General features: G+C 36.3%; 20 protein-coding genes. 10 read left to right on the top strand and 10 right to left on the bottom strand.

Annotated elements, in window-relative coordinates:
* The first annotated feature begins 130 nt into the window (after positions 1-130).
* The 7 genes from WAO84_RS13325 (at position 131) to WAO84_RS13295 (ending at position 4,787) form a co-directional block, all read left to right on the top strand.
* Positions 131-280 carry a hypothetical protein gene (locus tag WAO84_RS13325; RefSeq protein WP_340066394.1) on the top strand — a complete coding sequence of 50 codons (150 nt, stop codon included), beginning with the start codon at positions 131-133 and terminating at the stop codon, positions 278-280.
* 53 nt (positions 281-333) lie between these two features.
* Positions 334-2,283 (top strand): tetratricopeptide repeat-containing sensor histidine kinase, encoded by a 1,950-nt coding sequence (locus WAO84_RS13320; protein WP_340066393.1) that lies wholly within the window; start codon positions 334-336, stop codon positions 2,281-2,283.
* Positions 2,284-2,294: 11 nt separating this feature from the next.
* Positions 2,295-2,960, top strand: coding sequence for a response regulator (locus tag WAO84_RS13315; protein ID WP_340066391.1), 666 nt, complete (start codon positions 2,295-2,297; stop codon positions 2,958-2,960).
* 224 nt (positions 2,961-3,184) lie between these two features.
* A complete protein-coding gene (locus tag WAO84_RS13310) occupies positions 3,185-3,391 on the top strand; it encodes a hypothetical protein (protein ID WP_340066389.1) in 207 nt (68 codons plus the stop codon).
* Positions 3,372-3,707, top strand: coding sequence for a DUF6804 family protein (locus tag WAO84_RS13305; RefSeq protein ID WP_340066388.1), 336 nt, complete (start codon positions 3,372-3,374; stop codon positions 3,705-3,707). The genes WAO84_RS13310 and WAO84_RS13305 overlap by 20 nt, the downstream gene beginning before the upstream one ends.
* Positions 3,708-3,812: 105 nt before the next feature.
* Positions 3,813-4,292 (top strand): hypothetical protein, encoded by a 480-nt coding sequence (locus tag WAO84_RS13300; protein WP_340066386.1) that lies wholly within the window; start codon positions 3,813-3,815, stop codon positions 4,290-4,292.
* Positions 4,293-4,382: 90 nt separating this feature from the next.
* Positions 4,383-4,787: a hypothetical protein gene (locus WAO84_RS13295; protein ID WP_340066384.1), complete on the top strand. Its 405-nt coding sequence runs from the start codon at positions 4,383-4,385 to the stop codon at positions 4,785-4,787.
* A 112-nt stretch (positions 4,788-4,899) separates the two neighbouring features.
* Here WAO84_RS13295 and WAO84_RS13290 read toward each other — a convergent pair whose 3' ends face one another.
* The 5 genes from WAO84_RS13290 to WAO84_RS13270 form a co-directional block, all read right to left on the bottom strand.
* Complete coding sequence (locus tag WAO84_RS13290; RefSeq protein WP_340066383.1) at positions 4,900-5,151, bottom strand: hypothetical protein; 252 nt, start codon at positions 5,149-5,151, stop codon at positions 4,900-4,902.
* A 186-nt stretch (positions 5,152-5,337) separates the two neighbouring features.
* A complete protein-coding gene (locus tag WAO84_RS13285; RefSeq protein ID WP_340066382.1) occupies positions 5,338-5,751 on the bottom strand; it encodes a DUF6691 family protein in 414 nt (137 codons plus the stop codon).
* Positions 5,752-5,755: 4 nt separating this feature from the next.
* The gene (locus tag WAO84_RS13280; RefSeq protein WP_340066381.1) at positions 5,756-6,313 is read right to left on the bottom strand and encodes a YeeE/YedE family protein; all 558 of its coding nucleotides are present in this window, start codon (positions 6,311-6,313) and stop codon (positions 5,756-5,758) included.
* Between the two features lie 200 nt (positions 6,314-6,513).
* Positions 6,514-7,926, bottom strand: coding sequence for an MBL fold metallo-hydrolase (locus tag WAO84_RS13275; RefSeq protein ID WP_340066380.1), 1,413 nt, complete (start codon positions 7,924-7,926; stop codon positions 6,514-6,516).
* Positions 7,927-8,027: 101 nt separating this feature from the next.
* A complete protein-coding gene (locus WAO84_RS13270) occupies positions 8,028-8,660 on the bottom strand; it encodes a Crp/Fnr family transcriptional regulator (protein WP_340066378.1) in 633 nt (210 codons plus the stop codon).
* Between the two features lie 246 nt (positions 8,661-8,906).
* Here WAO84_RS13270 and WAO84_RS13265 point away from each other — a divergent pair, with 246 nt between their 5' ends.
* Together WAO84_RS13265 and WAO84_RS13260 are read left to right on the top strand one after the other, a co-directional pair.
* A complete protein-coding gene (locus tag WAO84_RS13265) occupies positions 8,907-10,145 on the top strand; it encodes a TolC family protein (RefSeq protein ID WP_340066377.1) in 1,239 nt (412 codons plus the stop codon).
* Positions 10,146-10,282: 137 nt separating this feature from the next.
* Positions 10,283-10,705 carry a heavy-metal-associated domain-containing protein gene (locus tag WAO84_RS13260; protein ID WP_340066376.1) on the top strand — a complete coding sequence of 141 codons (423 nt, stop codon included), beginning with the start codon at positions 10,283-10,285 and terminating at the stop codon, positions 10,703-10,705.
* Positions 10,706-11,419: 714 nt separating this feature from the next.
* Here WAO84_RS13260 and WAO84_RS13255 read toward each other — a convergent pair.
* The 5 genes from WAO84_RS13255 to WAO84_RS13235 form a co-directional block, all read right to left on the bottom strand.
* On the bottom strand, positions 11,420-12,604 hold the full coding sequence (locus WAO84_RS13255) for an alpha/beta hydrolase-fold protein (protein ID WP_340066375.1): 1,185 nt from the start codon (positions 12,602-12,604) through the stop codon (positions 11,420-11,422).
* 82 nt (positions 12,605-12,686) lie between these two features.
* Positions 12,687-13,277: a hypothetical protein gene (locus WAO84_RS13250; protein WP_340066374.1), complete on the bottom strand. Its 591-nt coding sequence runs from the start codon at positions 13,275-13,277 to the stop codon at positions 12,687-12,689.
* 131 nt (positions 13,278-13,408) lie between these two features.
* The gene (locus WAO84_RS13245; RefSeq protein ID WP_340066373.1) at positions 13,409-14,131 is read right to left on the bottom strand and encodes a LytR/AlgR family response regulator transcription factor; all 723 of its coding nucleotides are present in this window, start codon (positions 14,129-14,131) and stop codon (positions 13,409-13,411) included.
* Positions 14,118-15,206 (bottom strand): sensor histidine kinase, encoded by a 1,089-nt coding sequence (locus WAO84_RS13240; RefSeq protein WP_340066371.1) that lies wholly within the window; start codon positions 15,204-15,206, stop codon positions 14,118-14,120. The genes WAO84_RS13245 and WAO84_RS13240 overlap by 14 nt, the downstream gene beginning before the upstream one ends.
* Positions 15,207-15,982: 776 nt before the next feature.
* Positions 15,983-16,546: a hypothetical protein gene (locus WAO84_RS13235; RefSeq protein WP_340066370.1), complete on the bottom strand. Its 564-nt coding sequence runs from the start codon at positions 16,544-16,546 to the stop codon at positions 15,983-15,985.
* A gap of 399 nt (positions 16,547-16,945) precedes the next feature.
* Here WAO84_RS13235 and WAO84_RS13230 point away from each other — a divergent pair.
* On the top strand, positions 16,946-17,338 hold a 393-nt coding region (locus WAO84_RS13230; protein ID WP_340066369.1), incomplete at its 3' end, for a hypothetical protein.

Genomic DNA, 17,338 nt, shown 5'->3' with positions numbered 1-17,338 from the left:
TTGCTACCGCTACGAATTTTCGCTTCCCGAAAACAAAGGAGTACTCCCATTGAAGCCAAAGGGGTTTTTAAAACACTATCCGGATCATTACCGGAAAGCCCCCTATTGTTTAATCCCAAAATTTTAACAAATGAGAAAAACTGTTTTATTGATACTTACATTCGCTATTAATCTGTATTTTTTTTCGTGCACACCTCCTTCTTTGGTTGAGGAAGAAGAAAAAGAAATCCAGGCAATCGTTGGAGAAGATGGAAAGACTATTCAAAATAATGAAGAATAATCTTAACAAAAAATGCCGCATAATATTATGCGGCATTTTTGTATTTTGCTTATATGAAAAAGAATTTTTATTATATAAGCATACTTCTATTTTGTTTACATCTTACAGCCTGTAACCCAAACATTAATAAAAAAAAAGATGTTCTACCATCCCGCCTCAGGGATAGTAGCTTCCTCTATCTGCTTAAAGCTAAAAACACTTCTCTTACCATTGAACAACGATTGAACCTTACAAACCGGGCTCTTTCTTTTCTTAAAGAAGAAAAAGGAGACTCTGTGGAAATTGCTCTGTACTCGCTTAAAAACGCCTTGTATTCCAAAACCAGCACTGGTGATAGTGCCTTGTATTATGCCAGAAAAATGCTTAAAAAAGCCCGTGAGGTAAGTGACACCACTAATATTGGAAAAGCATTCTTTAAACTTGCCTTCCATTATGAAGCCATAGGCCTTCAGGATAGTGCATATTACTATTTTTCAAAATCACTGGGAGCTTATAAAGCGGTAAATGACAGTGTTGAAATTGGCAGAAAACTCACTGCGATTGCCCGGCTTTTAAATGATGTAGGTGATTTTACAGAAGGAGAATATATGGCTGTAGAGGCTGTAAAATACCTGGTTCCTCATAAAGATCAGAGAACCCTTTCCAGCGCTTTCCATACACTGGCTATTATAAACAGGGAGCAGGAAAAGTATAAAAATGCTATAGATAACATTTCAAAAGCCATAGAACTGGCCGTTTCTCCTATGAGCAAACTGGTTTATCTTAATACCAGGGCCCTTATATACAGAGAAATGCGGAATTACGAAACAGCTATTGAAGAGCTGCAACAATTGCTTACTCACCCCGAAGTAAAAAAAAGCAGAACTGAATATGCCCGTATCCTCGATAACCTTACATATACACAATGGTTAAACGGTGATACCAATGTGCTGGCAGATATGAAAGAAGCACTGCGTATTAAAGACAGTCTTAATGATATTAGTAGCCTTATTCCCAGCTATAAACATTTAACTGAGTACTATGCAGAAAGCCAAAAGAAAAAAGCTGTGTTCTATGCTAATAAATACCTTACACTGGCCAAACAAAAAGAAGCTATGCCCGCCATTCTGGATGCCCTTAAGTATCTGGGAGAACTTTCGGAAGATGCCGGGGTTCAAAAAGAATATCTTAAACGTTATATCACCCTTAATGACAGCATTGTAAATGCCCGTGACAGAGCTAAAAACAAATATGCACAGATACGTTATGACAATACCCGGACCCTTGAGGAAAATCTGCTTTTAAAAAACCAAAGGGCCCGGGATGAGCTCACTATCGAGAAAGAGAAAAACATGAAAACCATATATAAAGGTATTATTCTGTTACTTTTATTAATAGGTGTTTTCTTATACTATCTCATTAAAGAAAGAGCAAAAAGAGAAAAAGAAAAAAAGGCCTATGAAGCAGAAGCCCAATTATCCAAAAGAATTCATGATGAACTGGCTAACGAGATCTATCAGGTTATGGCATACCTTCAAAGAGAAAATCAAAATCCTAAAGACCAAACCTTAGATAAACTTGAGATTATCTACTCCAAAGCAAGAGATATTTCAAGAGAAACCAATTCCATAAACACGGGAGAAGATTACGAAGAAGAATTACGATCATTATTAGAGTTCTATGCAGGGTTAGATGTTAAGGTCTCTATTACAGGATTAGATAGTATTAAATGGAAAAAAATATCATCATTAAAAAAAATGACCACGTATCGTGTACTTCAGGAACTTATGATCAATATGCGTAAACACAGCCAGGCTACTCTGGTGCTGGTTAAGTTTTCAAAGCATCACGGAAATATACATATACTCTATAGTGACAACGGACACGGATTGTCAATGGGACGTCTGGTTTTATCAAATGGATTGCAAAATGCGGAAACCCGTATTAAAGGCATAAACGGAACTCTTACTTTTGAAACAAATAAGGAAAAAGGCTTTAAAGTAATGATGTCTTTTCCTGTATAAAACCAAGTATTATGTTTCAAAAAATATTAATTGCCGAAGATGTGGACAACATTAATGAAGGGATAAAAGCTATGTTTGAAAAGCTCAGTATTGATCCTCCTGATTTTGCACAATACTGTGATGATGCTTATTTAAAAATTCGAAAAGCGCAATTGGATAATATTCCGTATGATCTTTTAATAAGTGACCTCTCATTTACCAAAGACCACAGAAATCAAAAGCTCAGATCTGGAGTAGAACTTATTGAGGCGGCTAAACGAGAACAACCCAACATTAAAGTAATTGTATATTCTGTAGAAGATCGTATCCAAACCGTTAAGAAACTAATGAAGCTCTACCATATTAATGCTTATGTATGTAAGGGTCGTAATGGGTTAAGAGACCTGCAACAGGCATTGCAAAAAGTAGTAAAAAATAAGGTTTTTTTTTCTTCTCAGGTAGCCGGTGCTGTGAACCGAACCAATAGTTTACAGATAGAACCTTATGACATTCTTCTCCTTGATTATCTGGCTAAAGGATATACCCAGGAACAAATCTCAGAAGCCCTCAAAAAAAACAATAAAGTGCCTAACAGCCTGAGCACCGTTGAGAAAAAAATTAACCGGCTCAAAGTACATTTTAACGCTGTTAACACTACACACCTCATTGCTATTGTAAAGGACCTCGGGTTAATTTAGCGTATTATTTTACAAAAAAGTACGTATCCTTACGGAAACCCGTAACGTTTTTTGGATTAAGTATAGTAAGTTTACACCGCTAAATCGAAAACAGCTAATAATGAAATTTGTTACACCTCCTTTTCTTTATCATTACGCTTCTTAAGCCTCTGCATTATAACCGGAGCGGAACCAAAATGGGAAAGCGTATTAAAGTAACCTAAAATTTTTGACAATTACAGGTAATGCCTAAGTACTATGTAAATCAGACTGCTCAGCCCAATGGAGATCACGAAGTTCATAAAGAAGGCTGTTTCTGGCTTTCGTTGGTTATGAGCAAAACGTATTTGGGAGAACATCTCAATTGTAAACAAGCACTCCTCAAAGCAAAAAAAACCTACACACATGCCAATGGTTGTAAAAAATGTTCCAATGAATGTCACACTAGTTAAACAAAGCACAAAAATACTTTCTTTTGTCTCTTCAGGTATGCTCATCCTGGCAGCCATTATTGACCTTCCCGAAGCGTATTATTTTTTTTTAAGAATATTAGTTTTCGCCAGTGCCTTATGGGTCATTTTTAGGCGTTTGGACAAAAAAGCACACTGGGTTGTGCTATTTGCCCTTGTGGCCACACTTTATAACCCTTTTATGCCTATAGATTTTAATTTGGAAACGCTATGGATAATCATGTACCTTATTACTGCTATTATGTTTATAGCCGAATACAACTCATATAAAAAAAAGTATGTCCATACTGAGCGTTAGCACTTTTGGCTTTAATCAAAGTGCTATCTTCAAACTCACTCTATTAAAAACGAACTTTTTGTATATTGGTAGCTGTTTTCAATTAGTTATCGATTAGATATAAAAATGAAAAGTTCAGAATACGAATTAAAAGTACATCTGGCATACACCGAACTCCACAAAAGTGTACAAAAACTGATCAGTTTTTTTGAAAAACCCCTTAATACATCACGTAAAGTATATACACATTGGGATGGAAAAGATGTTTTAGGGCATCTTGTATTTTGGCATGAAAGTTTTGCCCGAAATCTTAAAGACCTCTCTTTAGGGCATACCCCTGCGCCATTAAAGGGAAAGCTTTCTGAAGTAAACCTTATGAGTATTCAATCAACCAGGCAAGAATCGGTTTCGGTACTTCTAAAAAGGCTTCAAAGAGCGCAACAATGTATTGATACGCATATAGTAAATACAGAAATAGAAAGTATTCCATATAAAAAAGGATCAAGGGCTTATACAAGACTTGAACATTTGGAAATTGTCTCGGCGCATATAAAAAGACACCTTAAGGATTTGAACCTGGTTTATAAAAATGAACTCCCTGCCTAACCCAAATGATTAAGATTTTCTTGACTATTTTTCTTATTTATATATTTGATCTATACAATAGTTTTCACCATTTTCAATTAAAATAAGCTTATGAAAGTTATTTACGATGGGACTTCCCAAAAGATAAAAATCGAAGATACCCTAAAGAAAAACTACCTGGTCATTAAATTTCTAATGATCTTAAATATTTTTAACGGAATCGCATTTACCTTAGGGTTTAATAACGAAACAAGTGATTTTTTTAAGTATATATGGATGTTTTTAGGTGCTATTTCATTAGTGGTCCTGCTTATGCTTATTTTCAAGAAAACATCGGCAAATACCATATCTATACATGAGATAGAGGCTCTAAAACAAAAAAACATATTAGGCCAGAAAAGGCTCTCCCTACAATTAAAAAACGGTAAAATAAGAGATCTTAGCAGTTTAAAAAAGGAAGAAGAACTTGACCAGACCAAAAACTTATTCTCCAGTCTAAACGTAAAAGTTATATAGCATGCGGGCCATGTACTCTTGAGTACAAGACTCTCTTTTGTCATAACACCTGCCAAAAAATGAACCGGTATTTCTATAGAAAAGAAATACCGGTTACATAATTTACGGTTGTTTAGGCGCAGGCACCTCCGGTAGATAAACAGTTTGTTAAATCGCAATTAGACAAATTCACACTATCAACGGTACAGGTATCTGCACAGGTTGCTCCCTGCGTGGGCTGAGTACCACATCCCCCCGCCAAAGACTGACAACTCGGGCTTCCGTAAGTACAGGCAACGCTTCGACCTCCTTTTACATGCGCTTTGCCAAATTTTGAAACGGTACTCTTACCAAGGCTTAAGCTTGAAAAACTTTTTTTCTTCATAATTTATTATTTAGTGGTTAATAACTTCTTAAAAGTTAAGAAATTATTTACAATAAATCAAAGTTTTGTCTCTATTTTTTGACCGCTGCTTCCTTTGGCCTTTACGAGTATTCAAAATATCCCGTTATTGCAAATAATACATATTACCTCCTTTCCCTGGAGAAAAAATGGCATCCCATTGTTAATTTAATGTGGCAGTTTGTCTTTTAACAATCCATACACAAAAGTACCCAGCATAGCTGCCAGAATAACAAGAAGTAATGATACGTAGCCAGAGCCCAACAACACAAACATAGGCCCCGGGCATGCGCCTGCCAGTGCCCAGCCCAGCCCGAAAATAATACCTCCTGCCAGATTCGCGGTATAATCCTTTTGTTTAGGTATAAACACAATGGGTTTTCCAAAAAAAGATGTTATCCCTAACCGTTTTATAAGTTGAACCATCATAGTGCCTACTAGTAAAGCACTGCCTATAATGCCATACATGTGAAACGATTTGAACTGAAACATTTCAAAAATGCGAAACCAGGAAGCCGCTTCTGACTTAAACAAAACGATCCCGAAAAAAACGCCTATACTTAAATAACCTATACTTTTCATATTACTAAAAAATTAATGGAAAAAGAACATGTACCATAATCAATCCACCTATAAAAAAACCAATAACAGCTATAAGTGAAGGCAGTTGCCATTCACTAAGCCCCGAAATAGCATGTCCGGAAGTACAACCCCCGGCATAACGTGTTCCAAAACCTACCAGAAACCCTCCTGCTATTAAAATAAGTAAGCTGTTTACATTGAGTAATGCTTCATCGGCAAAAAGCTTTTGAGGTAAATAGGCTTTTCCTGCACTTTCAAAACCCATTTGCTGTAAACTCATAATACTGTCCTGGTGAATGGCCACCTCGGGAGAAGGTGTCATAAAAAAGGAGGCGATCCCTCCACCAATAATTACCCCCACAATAACCAGGAGGTTCCATTTTTGCTGTTTCCAGTCAAATCTGAAAAAACTACTGGTCTTACCTGCACCGCAAATAGTACAAAGTGTTCTTAGGTTGGAAGACATTCCAAACCTATTCCCCATCATTAGTAATAAAAACATGACCAGAGCTATTAAAGGGCCTGCTATGTACCACGGCCACGGTTCCATAATCTTATTCATAGTATTTTTGTTTATACAATTACTTACAATACTATAAAAATATTCTTAGATGATACGTATGTCCTGTAAATGGTTTAAATACCTATCTGGTAACAGGAGGTTAAAAGAAATGCTCTAAAAGGCTCTTTTTTAATAAGAAGAAACGCATCAAAAAAAAATTCCGGTTAAAAACCGGAACTTATCTTTATTTTCAGTACTACCTAGCCCAATGTACCGGGACAAACGGAATTGGTGACCGGGATACCTGCTTCTTTAATAGCCTTAAAGCCCCCGGCTACATCTATAAGGTTGTGTATTCCCCTGCTTTTAAGAATAGAGGCTGCTATCATACTTCGGTAACCGCCGGCACAGTGTATATAAAATAATTTATCTGACGGGAATTCAGTGAGGTGCTCATTTATAAAATCCAGAGGAGTAAGTCGGGCATTTTCAAGGTGGGCCGCCGTATATTCTCCTTCTTTTCGCACATCGAAAACAAGTGCGTCGTGTTCTTCAACAGCTTTTTTAAACGCAAAAGCATCTACAGATGTTACGGTATCATATTCCTTACCTGCCATTTTCCAGGCTTCAAAACTTCCTTCCAGATACCCGAGTGTGTGGTCAAAACCTACCCGTGAGAGTCGGGTAATGGCTTCTTCTTCTTTCCCTTTGGGTGCTATTAATAGTATGGGCTGTTTCACATCGGCAATTAAAGCACCTACCCACGGTGCAAAAGTACCTCCAAGGCCAATAAATATAGAACGGGGCACGTGCCCTTTTGCATATGCTTCCTGGTTGCGCACATCCAGCACGATAGCTCCGGTTTCATTAGCAATAGCTTCAAAAGCATTGGGCGACAGACCTCGCACTCCGCGCTTTAGTACCTCATCAATATCTTCATATCCTTCTCTATTCATTTTAACATTAAGAGGAAAATATTGAGGTGGTGGCAACAGCCCTTCGGTTACCTCTTTCACAAACTCTTCCTTACTCATATCACTCCGAAGTGCGTAGTTTACTTTTTTCTGGTTCCCCAGAGTATCTACGGTCTCTTTCATCATATTCTTACCACAGGCCGAACCCGCACCGTGGGCAGGATATACAATTACATCGTCTGCCAAAGGCATAATTTTATTTCTAAGGCTGTCATACAAAAGCCCGGCCAGATCCTGCCTTGTCATATCAGCCGCTTTTTGCGCCAGATCGGGCCTTCCCACATCTCCCAGAAAAAGAGTATCTCCGGTAAAAACAGCATGGTCTTTGCCGTTCTCATCTCGTAAAAGGTAAGTGGTACTTTCCATAGTATGTCCCGGGGTATGCAGGGCCACCAGTGTTATTTTGCCTATGGCAAACTCTTCTCCGTCTTCCGCTATAATAGTTTCAAAGGAGGGGTTGGCATTTGGGCCGTACACAATAGGGGCTCCGGTTTCTTTAGAAAGCGTAAGGTGACCGCTCACAAAATCGGCATGAAAATGTGTTTCAAACACGTATTTTATAGTTGCGTTTTCTTTTTGGGCTTTTTCTATATAGGGCTTTACTTCCCGCAAAGGGTCAATAATAGCTACCTCTCCTTCACTTTCTATGTAATATGCCCCCTGGGCAAGACAACCTGTATATATTTGTTCTATTTTCATAAAATATGCTGTATCATTGACGCAAAAATACGGCAAACCAGTTTATGACAGCGTAACTAAAGTTACAAATCTGTCTATCAGGTCCGTACAAATTCGAGGAGTTACAGGTTGAGAATTTCTATGTGATTTCGGTGTAGTTTTATTTTATTCATCTTTTCAAGAGATTTAAGCAATCTTGAAATTACTACTCTCGAAGTATGCAGGTCATACGCTATTTGTTGATGGGTTGTATTTATAATGGCATCCTTGTTTATACGTGCCTTTTCTCCCAAATATTTAAGTAACCTTTCATCCATTTTTAAAAAGGCAATACTGTCTATGGTTTCCAGCATTTCATTAAGCCGGTCCTGATAACTTTCCATTACAAAACTGCGCCAGCTCTTATACTTTGCCATCCACTCATCCATTTTCTGTACCGGTACCATTATTAAGGTAGTATTGGTTTCGGCTATGGCTCTTATTTCACTTTTAGTTTGCCCCATACAACAGGTAAGGGTCATGGCACAGGTATCTCCCGGTTCAAGAAAATACAAAAGCAACTCGTCTCCCTCGTGATCTTCACGTAATATTTTAATAGCTCCGGAAACCATTAAAGGCATCGACCGAATATACTCTCCTATATCCATCAGCGTAAACCCTTCTGGTACTTCTTTATACGTACCTACCTGATTAATTTCGTAAAGAAGGTCTTCTTCAAACAGATGACCATACCTATCTGTAAGCTCTTGGATCATGCGGTGAAGTTACGAACTTTTTACCACGCTTGTGCGGTGATTTTAATAATGGTAACAGTTACTTACCTGCTCACCCTACTATCGGTAGTTGTTTTTGAAAATAAAGCAGTTTTGAGGCTCTTTATTTTTTTGGTGTAATGCTTATAATTTGATTACTATTTTTGTAAAGCCGGTTTTTTGCCAGAAATTCAGGCTTTCAACATAGTTGTACCCCCAAATAAAAAAGCTAACCTAAATATGATTAAAATGGAAAAACGTTTTTTAAGGGAAGGTTTCAAAAAAGTTTCCTCCCTATTGCTATGCCTTATCACCACCTCGCTTTATAGTCAGGATCTCGATCATTATTTATACATCGCCCGGTCTAACAACCCAAAATTAAAAACTGCCCAAAATTTTTACGAAAGTTCCCGTGAGGCCGTTAATGAAGCGGGCAGTCTGCCTAATACCACATTTTCGGCAGGGTATTTTATTCAGGAAACCGAAACACCCATAGGCCCCATGCGGGCCCGGATATCTGCACAGCAACAGTTTCCCTGGTTTGGCACACTTCATGCAAAAAAGCAAAGCGCCCGATCTGCCGCTCAGGCCACTTCTTTACAGGTACAAATAGCAGAAAAAGTACTGACCAGAGATGTAAAACAACACTATTATGCTCTTTTTCTGGATAATACTGCACTTACCACTCAAAAAAAGCACTTAAAAATATTGGAATCGTATGAAGAACTGGCTCTTAAAGAGTTGGAAAACAAACGTTCTTCTATGATCGATATACTTAAGATACGTATTTGTTTAAATAACCTGAAAAACACTATTGAAACCTCAGAAGAGAACCTGCAAACCGGCATCAAAGCTTTTAATCTTCTGTTAAATCGCGACATTACTTTACCGGTTATCATTCCTGATTCACTGGCTGTGGTAACTCCAGATTTTAAAAAAGAGAATATTATCCATAATCCGGCACTTCTGGAACTGGATGCACGCAAAGAAGCGCTGGTCCAGTCTGAGATCGTATCCAAAAAAGAAGGGCTTCCTTCCATAGGGGTAGGATTAGATTATATTTGGGTAGATGAGCAACCTGCAGGTAATATTCCCGATAACGGAAGGGATATTATTATGCCTATGGTCTCCGTCTCTTTACCGCTGTTTTCTAAGAAATACTCTTCAAGACAAAAGCAATTGCAATGGGAACAACAGGCTGTGGAAAATAAAAAAACCAATGTAAAAAACGAACTGGAAGTACTTTTTGACAAGTCCATAAGTGCTATGACCAATGCTTACCGGAAAATAATGACCCTTAAAGAAAATACAAAACAGGCAGAAAAAGCGGAAAACGTTTTTTTAACTACCTATCAAACTTCCAAAATAGATTTCCAGGAGCTCCTTGAAATTCTGGAACTAAAACTCAATTTTCAAATGGAAACTATTGAAGCGACAAAAACGTTTTTTGATAACAGAATACTTCTTGAATATATAACTGCAATATAATGTGTTTAACACAGCATTATCTTTGTTACAAAAATCCAAAAACGCCTCTTGGTCAGGCAACAAAAAAAATGAAAAAATCCGTATTTTGGCAATTCGGTAAAATCATAAAAACCATTTAATAACGCTTACACTATACTATGAAAAAGACAATCTTATTACTTATTGTATTAGCAGGAATAGCTGTTTTTAGCTGTAAAAAAGAAAGCAAAGAGCAGGTAACTGACCCGGCGGTGAAACAATCTGAAGAAACCAAAACCGCAGCCATAACAGAAACTGCTTTTGGCGTTAGGGGCAATTGTACCATGTGTAAGGCCACTATAGAAAAAGCAGCTTCCCTAGAAGGTGTTTCCTCAGCTGTATGGGATGTGGATAAAAAGAGAATTGAAGTGGTTTTTGATAATAACCTGGTATCGGTAGCCGCTATTCACGAAGCTATTGCTTCATCCGGTTACGATACCGAGGAATATACAGGCAATGAAGACGCGTATAATGAGCTTCCGGAATGCTGTAAGTACGATCGTGATATGGCGATGAACCAAAGCGGAAAGCCTGAAAAGTAAAAACCGGCGCTACATTTTCTACAAATTTTAAACACCACAGCTATCATTATAAAAGCCGTGGTTTTCTGTATAGAGCCATATGCTTTTTATAAAAATGGCCACATAATCTATACATCCAGACACCCGGGAGTTTTGCTAACAGCAGAAATCAAAACCGGGCCAGAAACCCGGTCATTTACTATGCCTTATCACACAGGCACGGGCATCTCAACCGACGGATTTTTTTATCAAAATACATTTTTTTGTAAAGTATTGTTTACATTTTGTTTATGACGGGGCATTTTTCTATTTGGTGCCTGGCAAAAACAAGGGTCCTTTTAAAGCTTTGGGTGCTAAAAATTCAAAAGAATGCGATGGGTAGCGAAGTTATAAAGCCTCTGCGCCTGCGAAGAACATACGATTAGGCAACACTCCAAAAAATATACTTCTGTATGCCCGTGTTTTACGAGTATTATATGGTATGCAGGGTTTCATGATACGCGGTTTTTTTTGTATTATAACGTTTGCAAAATTCATGCCCTTTTTTGGAAAAAAACCTTTGTAGCATATAGTTTACAATTAAAGAATTACTTATAACTAGCTTTTCCATAGCCAATAATGGGCTGATCTGTATAAACAAAACTGTAGGTAATTAAGGAGATTTAAAGAAAAACGTTATTCTGAACCAAATCCATCCTTCACTTTTTGTTTCATTAATTTATGACAAAACATATGTTACTGCTTGTTTAGTTTTAAAATAGCATTTTTTGCATTTTCATTATTTGGGTTTAACAATAATGACTTTTTGTAATTTTTTACAGCTTCTTTTTTATTATTCATTTCCAAATACCCTTCGCCAAGGCTGTCAAAAACATTCCAGGAGTCCGGGTAGTTTTCCACATTAAATTTGAAGAATGCCAGGGCTTTTTCAGGGTTGGTCTTAAGGTAATGATAACCTATCCTGTTAATTTCATTTTCGGGAGGTAAAAACGCGCCGTTATAATGAGTTTGATAGTATTTTTTTATGTCCTCTAAACTGCTCGTTCGCATATTTTTCATTATCAGATCTTTGTACATAAACTGCATCCCGTGATAAAGACTCAATAAAGCTACTGTCCAGTGATTCTCTTCTTTAAAATATTCAAATTCAATATTTCCCGGATAAAATCCCTTGCTTTTCAGTTCGGTATTAAATCTTTCCTGGCTATTGAGGTTTGCCTGATAGACATGTTCTATGCCTTCAAAATTTTCAAATGTATCTGCGGTAGTTAAATACAATCTTTTGTTGCGAAGTTGTTCTATATCTGTTTTTTCTAACTGCTTTACAATATATTGATGATCCCACCAAAAACTGGGGTCCATAGATATGAATCCGGTAAATGACGTGTCTTTTGATAAAAAAGAGGACCCTACTAATAACCCTCCGTGAGATACGCCCACTACTATTTTAAAAGCATTGACCCTATACGTATTTTCAATTTTTGGCAACAACTCTTTTTCCAGAAACGCCAAAAACTGTTTACTCCCACCACTTGTTTTATTACTTTCTGTGCCGTCAGTACCGTTTAAATTCACCAAATATTTTGTGGGTGTATAATCTCGTACTCTGTCAACGTTTTTTATGGCTACAAGAATCATTTCAGGAATTTGACGCGCCTGTGTCATATGTTTTAAAATACCGGAGTGAGAATGATAATTAAATTCTCCATCCAATAGTACTACCAAAGGGTATTTTTTAGTGGAAGTAAAATAAGAATCCGGAAGTTCAACTATGTATTCTCTTTTTTCCTTTAGTATTTCTGAATCCATTTGATAAACTTCTCCAATACTATATGCCTGTTTATTTTGTGCCTGTATTAAGCCCGTAAACAAAATAAAAACAATACTGAATATGTTGATTTTTAAAATTATATGCTTCATGTTTTATAAGGATTCTTTTCTAACTAAAATTTACCCGATACCCGGGGTATAAATACTCCGGGAAGCTGCCTGCAAAAGCTGTTTATTTTTCCTTTGCATATTCAATTAACTCACTTGTGTACATAAAATTATTAGCCCCTTTTTGAATGTGTTTGATACTCGTTTTTAATTCCGGGCAATACCAAAAAGTATCGGTAACTTCTCCTTTTCCTCCCGCTTCATAATTTTCTATAAATCCGTTGTATTTAATTTTATACGTCATAAATTTTCCTGCTATTACCTCCAGTTCTTCAATTGATACAACCTCAGCCTGCTGACTGGTTATTCCTTTTTGTCCTGATTCATTTACCCATTCAGATTCGTATTTCCATTTTTTGCCAACCTTTAAAGGCCAGTCTCTAAAAGGGGTACTACTGGTTTTTTTGTTTAGAATATCAGAAATCCGGACGGTATCGAAACCATTCCAAAGTGCTAAAGCTCCCTTGTAATTTACAACTTCCTGTATATCCTTTCCCTCTCCCCGAACTTCTCCATTAACTGCGCTTTCCCATTTCCAGGTCCATTTTTCTCCAACACTGTAATCATTCAGGTTGGGTTTACCGGTTTCCTGACTTCTGTGATTTCCGCAGGAAAACACAATTAATAATATGATAAGAAGCACTAATTTATTCATAAAACTGACCTTTTTAATTATCTCGTAGTATTGATGGTGTAAAAAAACCAAATCTTTAATTGGAAAAAAAGAGAAAGTACAGGAGTGCCCCAAAACAGAGGTAAGCGTTATTTTACAGCTATTAATATAAATTACAAACTGTTCCGGTTTTTAAATTTTACTGACTGCCGACCTGAAACTTCAATTTTTTCTCCGCTTGTTAAGGTGATGTGAAGCCGGTTATTAAAATGAGGATGGATCTCTGCAATATATTGCGTATTGATAATTTGATTTCGGTTTGCTCTAAAAAATACGGCAGGATCTAACCTTTTCTCTAACAGATTTAGTGACCTTTTGATCATGGCTTTTTTATCGCCAAAATACAAACGGGCATAATTGTCTAAAGATTCTATAAATCGAATTTCAGACAATAGAATAAAATAACAGTTTTCGCCATCCCTGATAAATATTTTTCGGTGCATAGGCAAAACATCTAACGGTATTGCGGTTTTCTTATGTAATTCCTGTTTTACTTTTTCAATAGTTTTGGCAAATCGTTCTTCCCGCAGGGGTTTTACTAAATAGTCTAAAGCATTTAACTCAAATGCTTTAACTGCATATTGATCGTAAGCGGTGGTAAACACTACTTCCGGAACGGTACTCAACTCTTCCAATAAATCAAAACCTGATTTTTCCGGCATGTGGATATCTAAAAAAATAACATCGGGTTTTTGCTTTTCAATTAAATCGATAGCATGATCTACATTAGTAGCTTCACCCACAATTGCAAACTCCAGAAACTTTTGCAAAGCTCGTTTTACTTCTTCACGGGCCAGACGTTCATCATCTACAATAATAGATTTAAAAGTTTTCATTGCTTTGATAAGGTATTAAAAGGTTTGCTGAAACGGTGTTCTCATCATACATGCCGATATTAAAAGAAGCTTTGCCCTTATATTGAATATGCAATCTTTCTCTTAAATTTTTTAATCCCACTCCTTTTGAATTTACGGTGCTTAGTTTACCAGGGTTTTGAACCTGAATACTTACCTGATCCTTATTTTTTGAAATGATCATTTTGATCAATCCGCCATCCATAATTTTATCAATACCGTGTTTTATGGCATTCTCTACAAGTAATTGAATCATTAAAGCAGGGATCTTATATGGTTTCAGACCCGGATCTACATGAATATCAATCGCTAATCGTTCTTCAAAACGCAGCTTTTCTATTTCTATATAATCTTTTACCAGAGCCAGTTCCTCTTCAATTGAAATTACATCTTTATCTTTCTCATACAATGATGAACGCAATAGATCTGATAACAGATCTATAGCTCTTCTGGCCTTATCTGGATTTTCGATTACTAAAGATTTAATGGAATTTAAAGAATTGAACAAAAAATGAGGATTTAATTGCGCAGATAAATTATCCAGTTGTATTTGTTTCGCAATTACAGACAACTGTGCATTTTCTTTAGCGGTTTGTATTTCTTTGCGGTAATAATGATATAGGTGATATGCTAAGATCCAGATAGACATTAATCGCAGACCTGTAATAAAAACCGGATCCCAATACAATAAAGCGTTCCATAGATCTTTGTATACGCCTGCTACCCAGGTCCAGTATATATACCATTTTACATTGCATAAAAAGGCATAAAGCAGGGAGAGGATGCTAATCATGGGAATTACCCGTAACAATAACTTTTTAATGACTAACTCGCTCCATCTGAATTTTATAGCGAGCCATCGGTAAAAATGAGTTAATGAAATACCAATACCTATATCTAAAATATAATTTACAAACGTGTATAACACACTATAGTTATCCCGTGTATAAACGGTATAAGCCCAATACATGGAAACGATGCCCCACCCCAATAACTGGCAGGTCCAGTAAAGGGAGGTTGATTTGGTTTCCTGTGATGATTTACTATTGAAATTCATGCCTTTGTAAAAGAACATATTCCTTTAAACAAAGGAAAGAAAAAATACATGAACGTTACATAGCAGGGGCTGTACGAATATATTTTTAAATATTTGTGGGTTTCCGGTTATGGATATTGGATAAAAAACCCGGGGGGTTACTACATTCCAGGGGTTCGCAATGGCCCGATCCCTTATTTTTAGATACAATGAGTATTGATTTAAGAAATACCGTTTACAAAGTCGCCTCTGTGAGTACCATTTCGTATCATCCGTCCGGTGATATGTGAATATGGTTCCGGCGAGTTACGGGAAAAAGTATGCATACCATAAGCATAAAAGTACTTTTCTAAGCATCCGATAAGGAATAACTATCATTATCATATTACATCCTGACTATTACAATCGAAGTAATACGCCGCCTAAATACATGATAAAAACAACTTGGATCTTGTCCTGGAATAGAACTGTAATCTCGTTGAAGGCATTTGCCAAGGAAGCTGTGCGATCAAAATTAGCTACTAACTGTATACGTTATTGTCAACTTGCCTCATCATTTTGTATCAAGACCTTTGGAAGCAAAAAACATACATTCAAAATTGTATTTATCCTTGACTAATGACGTATCTCCTAATCCGATCCAAATATTAGAATTCAGTTGATTCAATTTATACATACAATAGTTATAAAGTCTAAAATCTAATTCAGGTTTATCAGTGCCTACCATAAAGTAAATCCTATTCCTTTTTGAGATTCAGTATAAATAGCACAATTATGTGGTTGTTTATCTTTTTAAATTACCTTTTTACTTTTTCCACATATGACATCAATTGATCTATTGATTTTTTATTGAATTCTAAAAGTAATAGACTAATTTTTATCTTATACTTAATATTTGATTCATCAATATGCTTTAAAAAGTTATTGAATTCTTTTGTCAAAAAACTACTAGGTTTTACCGTATTCTTTTCTTTATGCCCAAATTTAAACATATAATAATCATTTATATAATCCGTTTCTGGAGCAAAATATACCATGTTTACATTTTCTTTTTTTACATCCTTAACAGTATGTTCAATATATAGTCCATTTAAAAGAAAATAGGCAATAAGGTCCAACTCTTCGAATGTAGAAAATGTCCTTTCACTCAAAAATCGTTTTCTTCTTTTGATGTAGTGAAATAATAACATTGGATTATCAAATAAGTCAGCAATTATTATTAAATCATAAATGCTGATTATCCAAGGAAAATGTTCTATTCCGAAGTAACCTATTTCGTTTGTTGCTTTAACTAGCATAGATAAACTACTGTGAAGTGAGGGTTTTGCATATATTAACCTCAGTTGAAGGATGGAGGTCAAAATGGATTCTGTTTTGGCATCAATTCGATAAAAAAGCAACTACAAAAGGTTAGTTCGCTCTGTTTTTTTTACCATGCATAAGTATATCAATATTCCATTTGAATTTTTATTATGTGAATATTTTACTTTTATTATGGCTTAGCCATTGAATTTTACTGTGAAATAGCATACTTTCTTAACATGTTATAAAAAACGGTTATTTTTTTTATTTTTTTTGAAAATTCGTTCATCCCAACAGCAATAATGCTTTAAGAATATTCTCTAAAAACTCGCTAAAAAAGCACTAGTAATTAGGGAAGCTGTTTTTTTAAGAGATTTTTATTTTCCTACTTTTTCTTTCTATTTTGCACCTGCTTTGCATCCGGGTACAAGCATTCATTAACCATAAAAATTAAAAGAATGCATACTAAATTCCTAATCCGTTTATTAGGGCTTTGGGTAGCCGTATTACTGTTTGCCCAATGCCAGCAAGATACCTTATTGACCGAAACCCCGGAAACTTCCCAGCCTGCTGCCGGCCTTCCGGGGCTGGAAGTACAACAGTTTACCTTTGATAATTTACCCGAAAAAGAAGCCGTAACCGTTGCCCTTTCTACCTTTAAAAAGAGCCCTATAGCCAGAGATACCACTTCGTTTACCGTTTTAACAGACCAGGTTACCTATCTGTCGGTTGGCAGCCATTACCACTCCTATACCTTTCAGGTACTGCGAGAGGGTAGCAGCGGGGCGCTTGAAAACCTTCTGGTAAGTCTGCAGGCAGACGGCACCTACAAAAGCTTTTTAATAACGTAT

The sequence above is a fragment of the Ascidiimonas aurantiaca genome (assembly GCF_037646345.1).
Classification (GTDB): domain Bacteria; phylum Bacteroidota; class Bacteroidia; order Flavobacteriales; family Flavobacteriaceae; genus Ascidiimonas; species Ascidiimonas aurantiaca.
Note: the sequence above shows the minus strand (reverse complement) of the source record. Positions and strands in the feature narration are given on the sequence as shown.

Excerpts from the sequence above, each read along its gene's own strand:
- WAO84_RS13325 (WP_340066394.1), top strand. The coding sequence starts at position 131 with ATGAGAAAAACTGTTTTATTGATACTTACATTCGCTATTAATCTGTAT.
- WAO84_RS13320 (WP_340066393.1), top strand. The coding sequence starts at position 334 with ATGAAAAAGAATTTTTATTATATAAGCATACTTCTATTTTGTTTACAT.
- WAO84_RS13315 (WP_340066391.1), top strand. The coding sequence starts at position 2,295 with ATGTTTCAAAAAATATTAATTGCCGAAGATGTGGACAACATTAATGAA.
- WAO84_RS13310 (WP_340066389.1), top strand. The coding sequence starts at position 3,185 with ATGCCTAAGTACTATGTAAATCAGACTGCTCAGCCCAATGGAGATCAC.
- WAO84_RS13305 (WP_340066388.1), top strand. The coding sequence starts at position 3,372 with ATGAATGTCACACTAGTTAAACAAAGCACAAAAATACTTTCTTTTGTC.
- WAO84_RS13300 (WP_340066386.1), top strand. The coding sequence starts at position 3,813 with ATGAAAAGTTCAGAATACGAATTAAAAGTACATCTGGCATACACCGAA.
- WAO84_RS13295 (WP_340066384.1), top strand. The coding sequence starts at position 4,383 with ATGAAAGTTATTTACGATGGGACTTCCCAAAAGATAAAAATCGAAGAT.
- WAO84_RS13290 (WP_340066383.1), bottom strand. The coding sequence starts at position 5,151 with ATGAAGAAAAAAAGTTTTTCAAGCTTAAGCCTTGGTAAGAGTACCGTT.
- WAO84_RS13285 (WP_340066382.1), bottom strand. The coding sequence starts at position 5,751 with ATGAAAAGTATAGGTTATTTAAGTATAGGCGTTTTTTTCGGGATCGTT.
- WAO84_RS13280 (WP_340066381.1), bottom strand. The coding sequence starts at position 6,313 with ATGAATAAGATTATGGAACCGTGGCCGTGGTACATAGCAGGCCCTTTA.
- WAO84_RS13275 (WP_340066380.1), bottom strand. The coding sequence starts at position 7,926 with ATGAAAATAGAACAAATATATACAGGTTGTCTTGCCCAGGGGGCATAT.
- WAO84_RS13270 (WP_340066378.1), bottom strand. The coding sequence starts at position 8,660 with ATGATCCAAGAGCTTACAGATAGGTATGGTCATCTGTTTGAAGAAGAC.
- WAO84_RS13265 (WP_340066377.1), top strand. The coding sequence starts at position 8,907 with ATGGAAAAACGTTTTTTAAGGGAAGGTTTCAAAAAAGTTTCCTCCCTA.
- WAO84_RS13260 (WP_340066376.1), top strand. The coding sequence starts at position 10,283 with ATGAAAAAGACAATCTTATTACTTATTGTATTAGCAGGAATAGCTGTT.
- WAO84_RS13255 (WP_340066375.1), bottom strand. The coding sequence starts at position 12,604 with ATGAAGCATATAATTTTAAAAATCAACATATTCAGTATTGTTTTTATT.
- WAO84_RS13250 (WP_340066374.1), bottom strand. The coding sequence starts at position 13,277 with ATGAATAAATTAGTGCTTCTTATCATATTATTAATTGTGTTTTCCTGC.
- WAO84_RS13245 (WP_340066373.1), bottom strand. The coding sequence starts at position 14,131 with ATGAAAACTTTTAAATCTATTATTGTAGATGATGAACGTCTGGCCCGT.
- WAO84_RS13240 (WP_340066371.1), bottom strand. The coding sequence starts at position 15,206 with ATGAATTTCAATAGTAAATCATCACAGGAAACCAAATCAACCTCCCTT.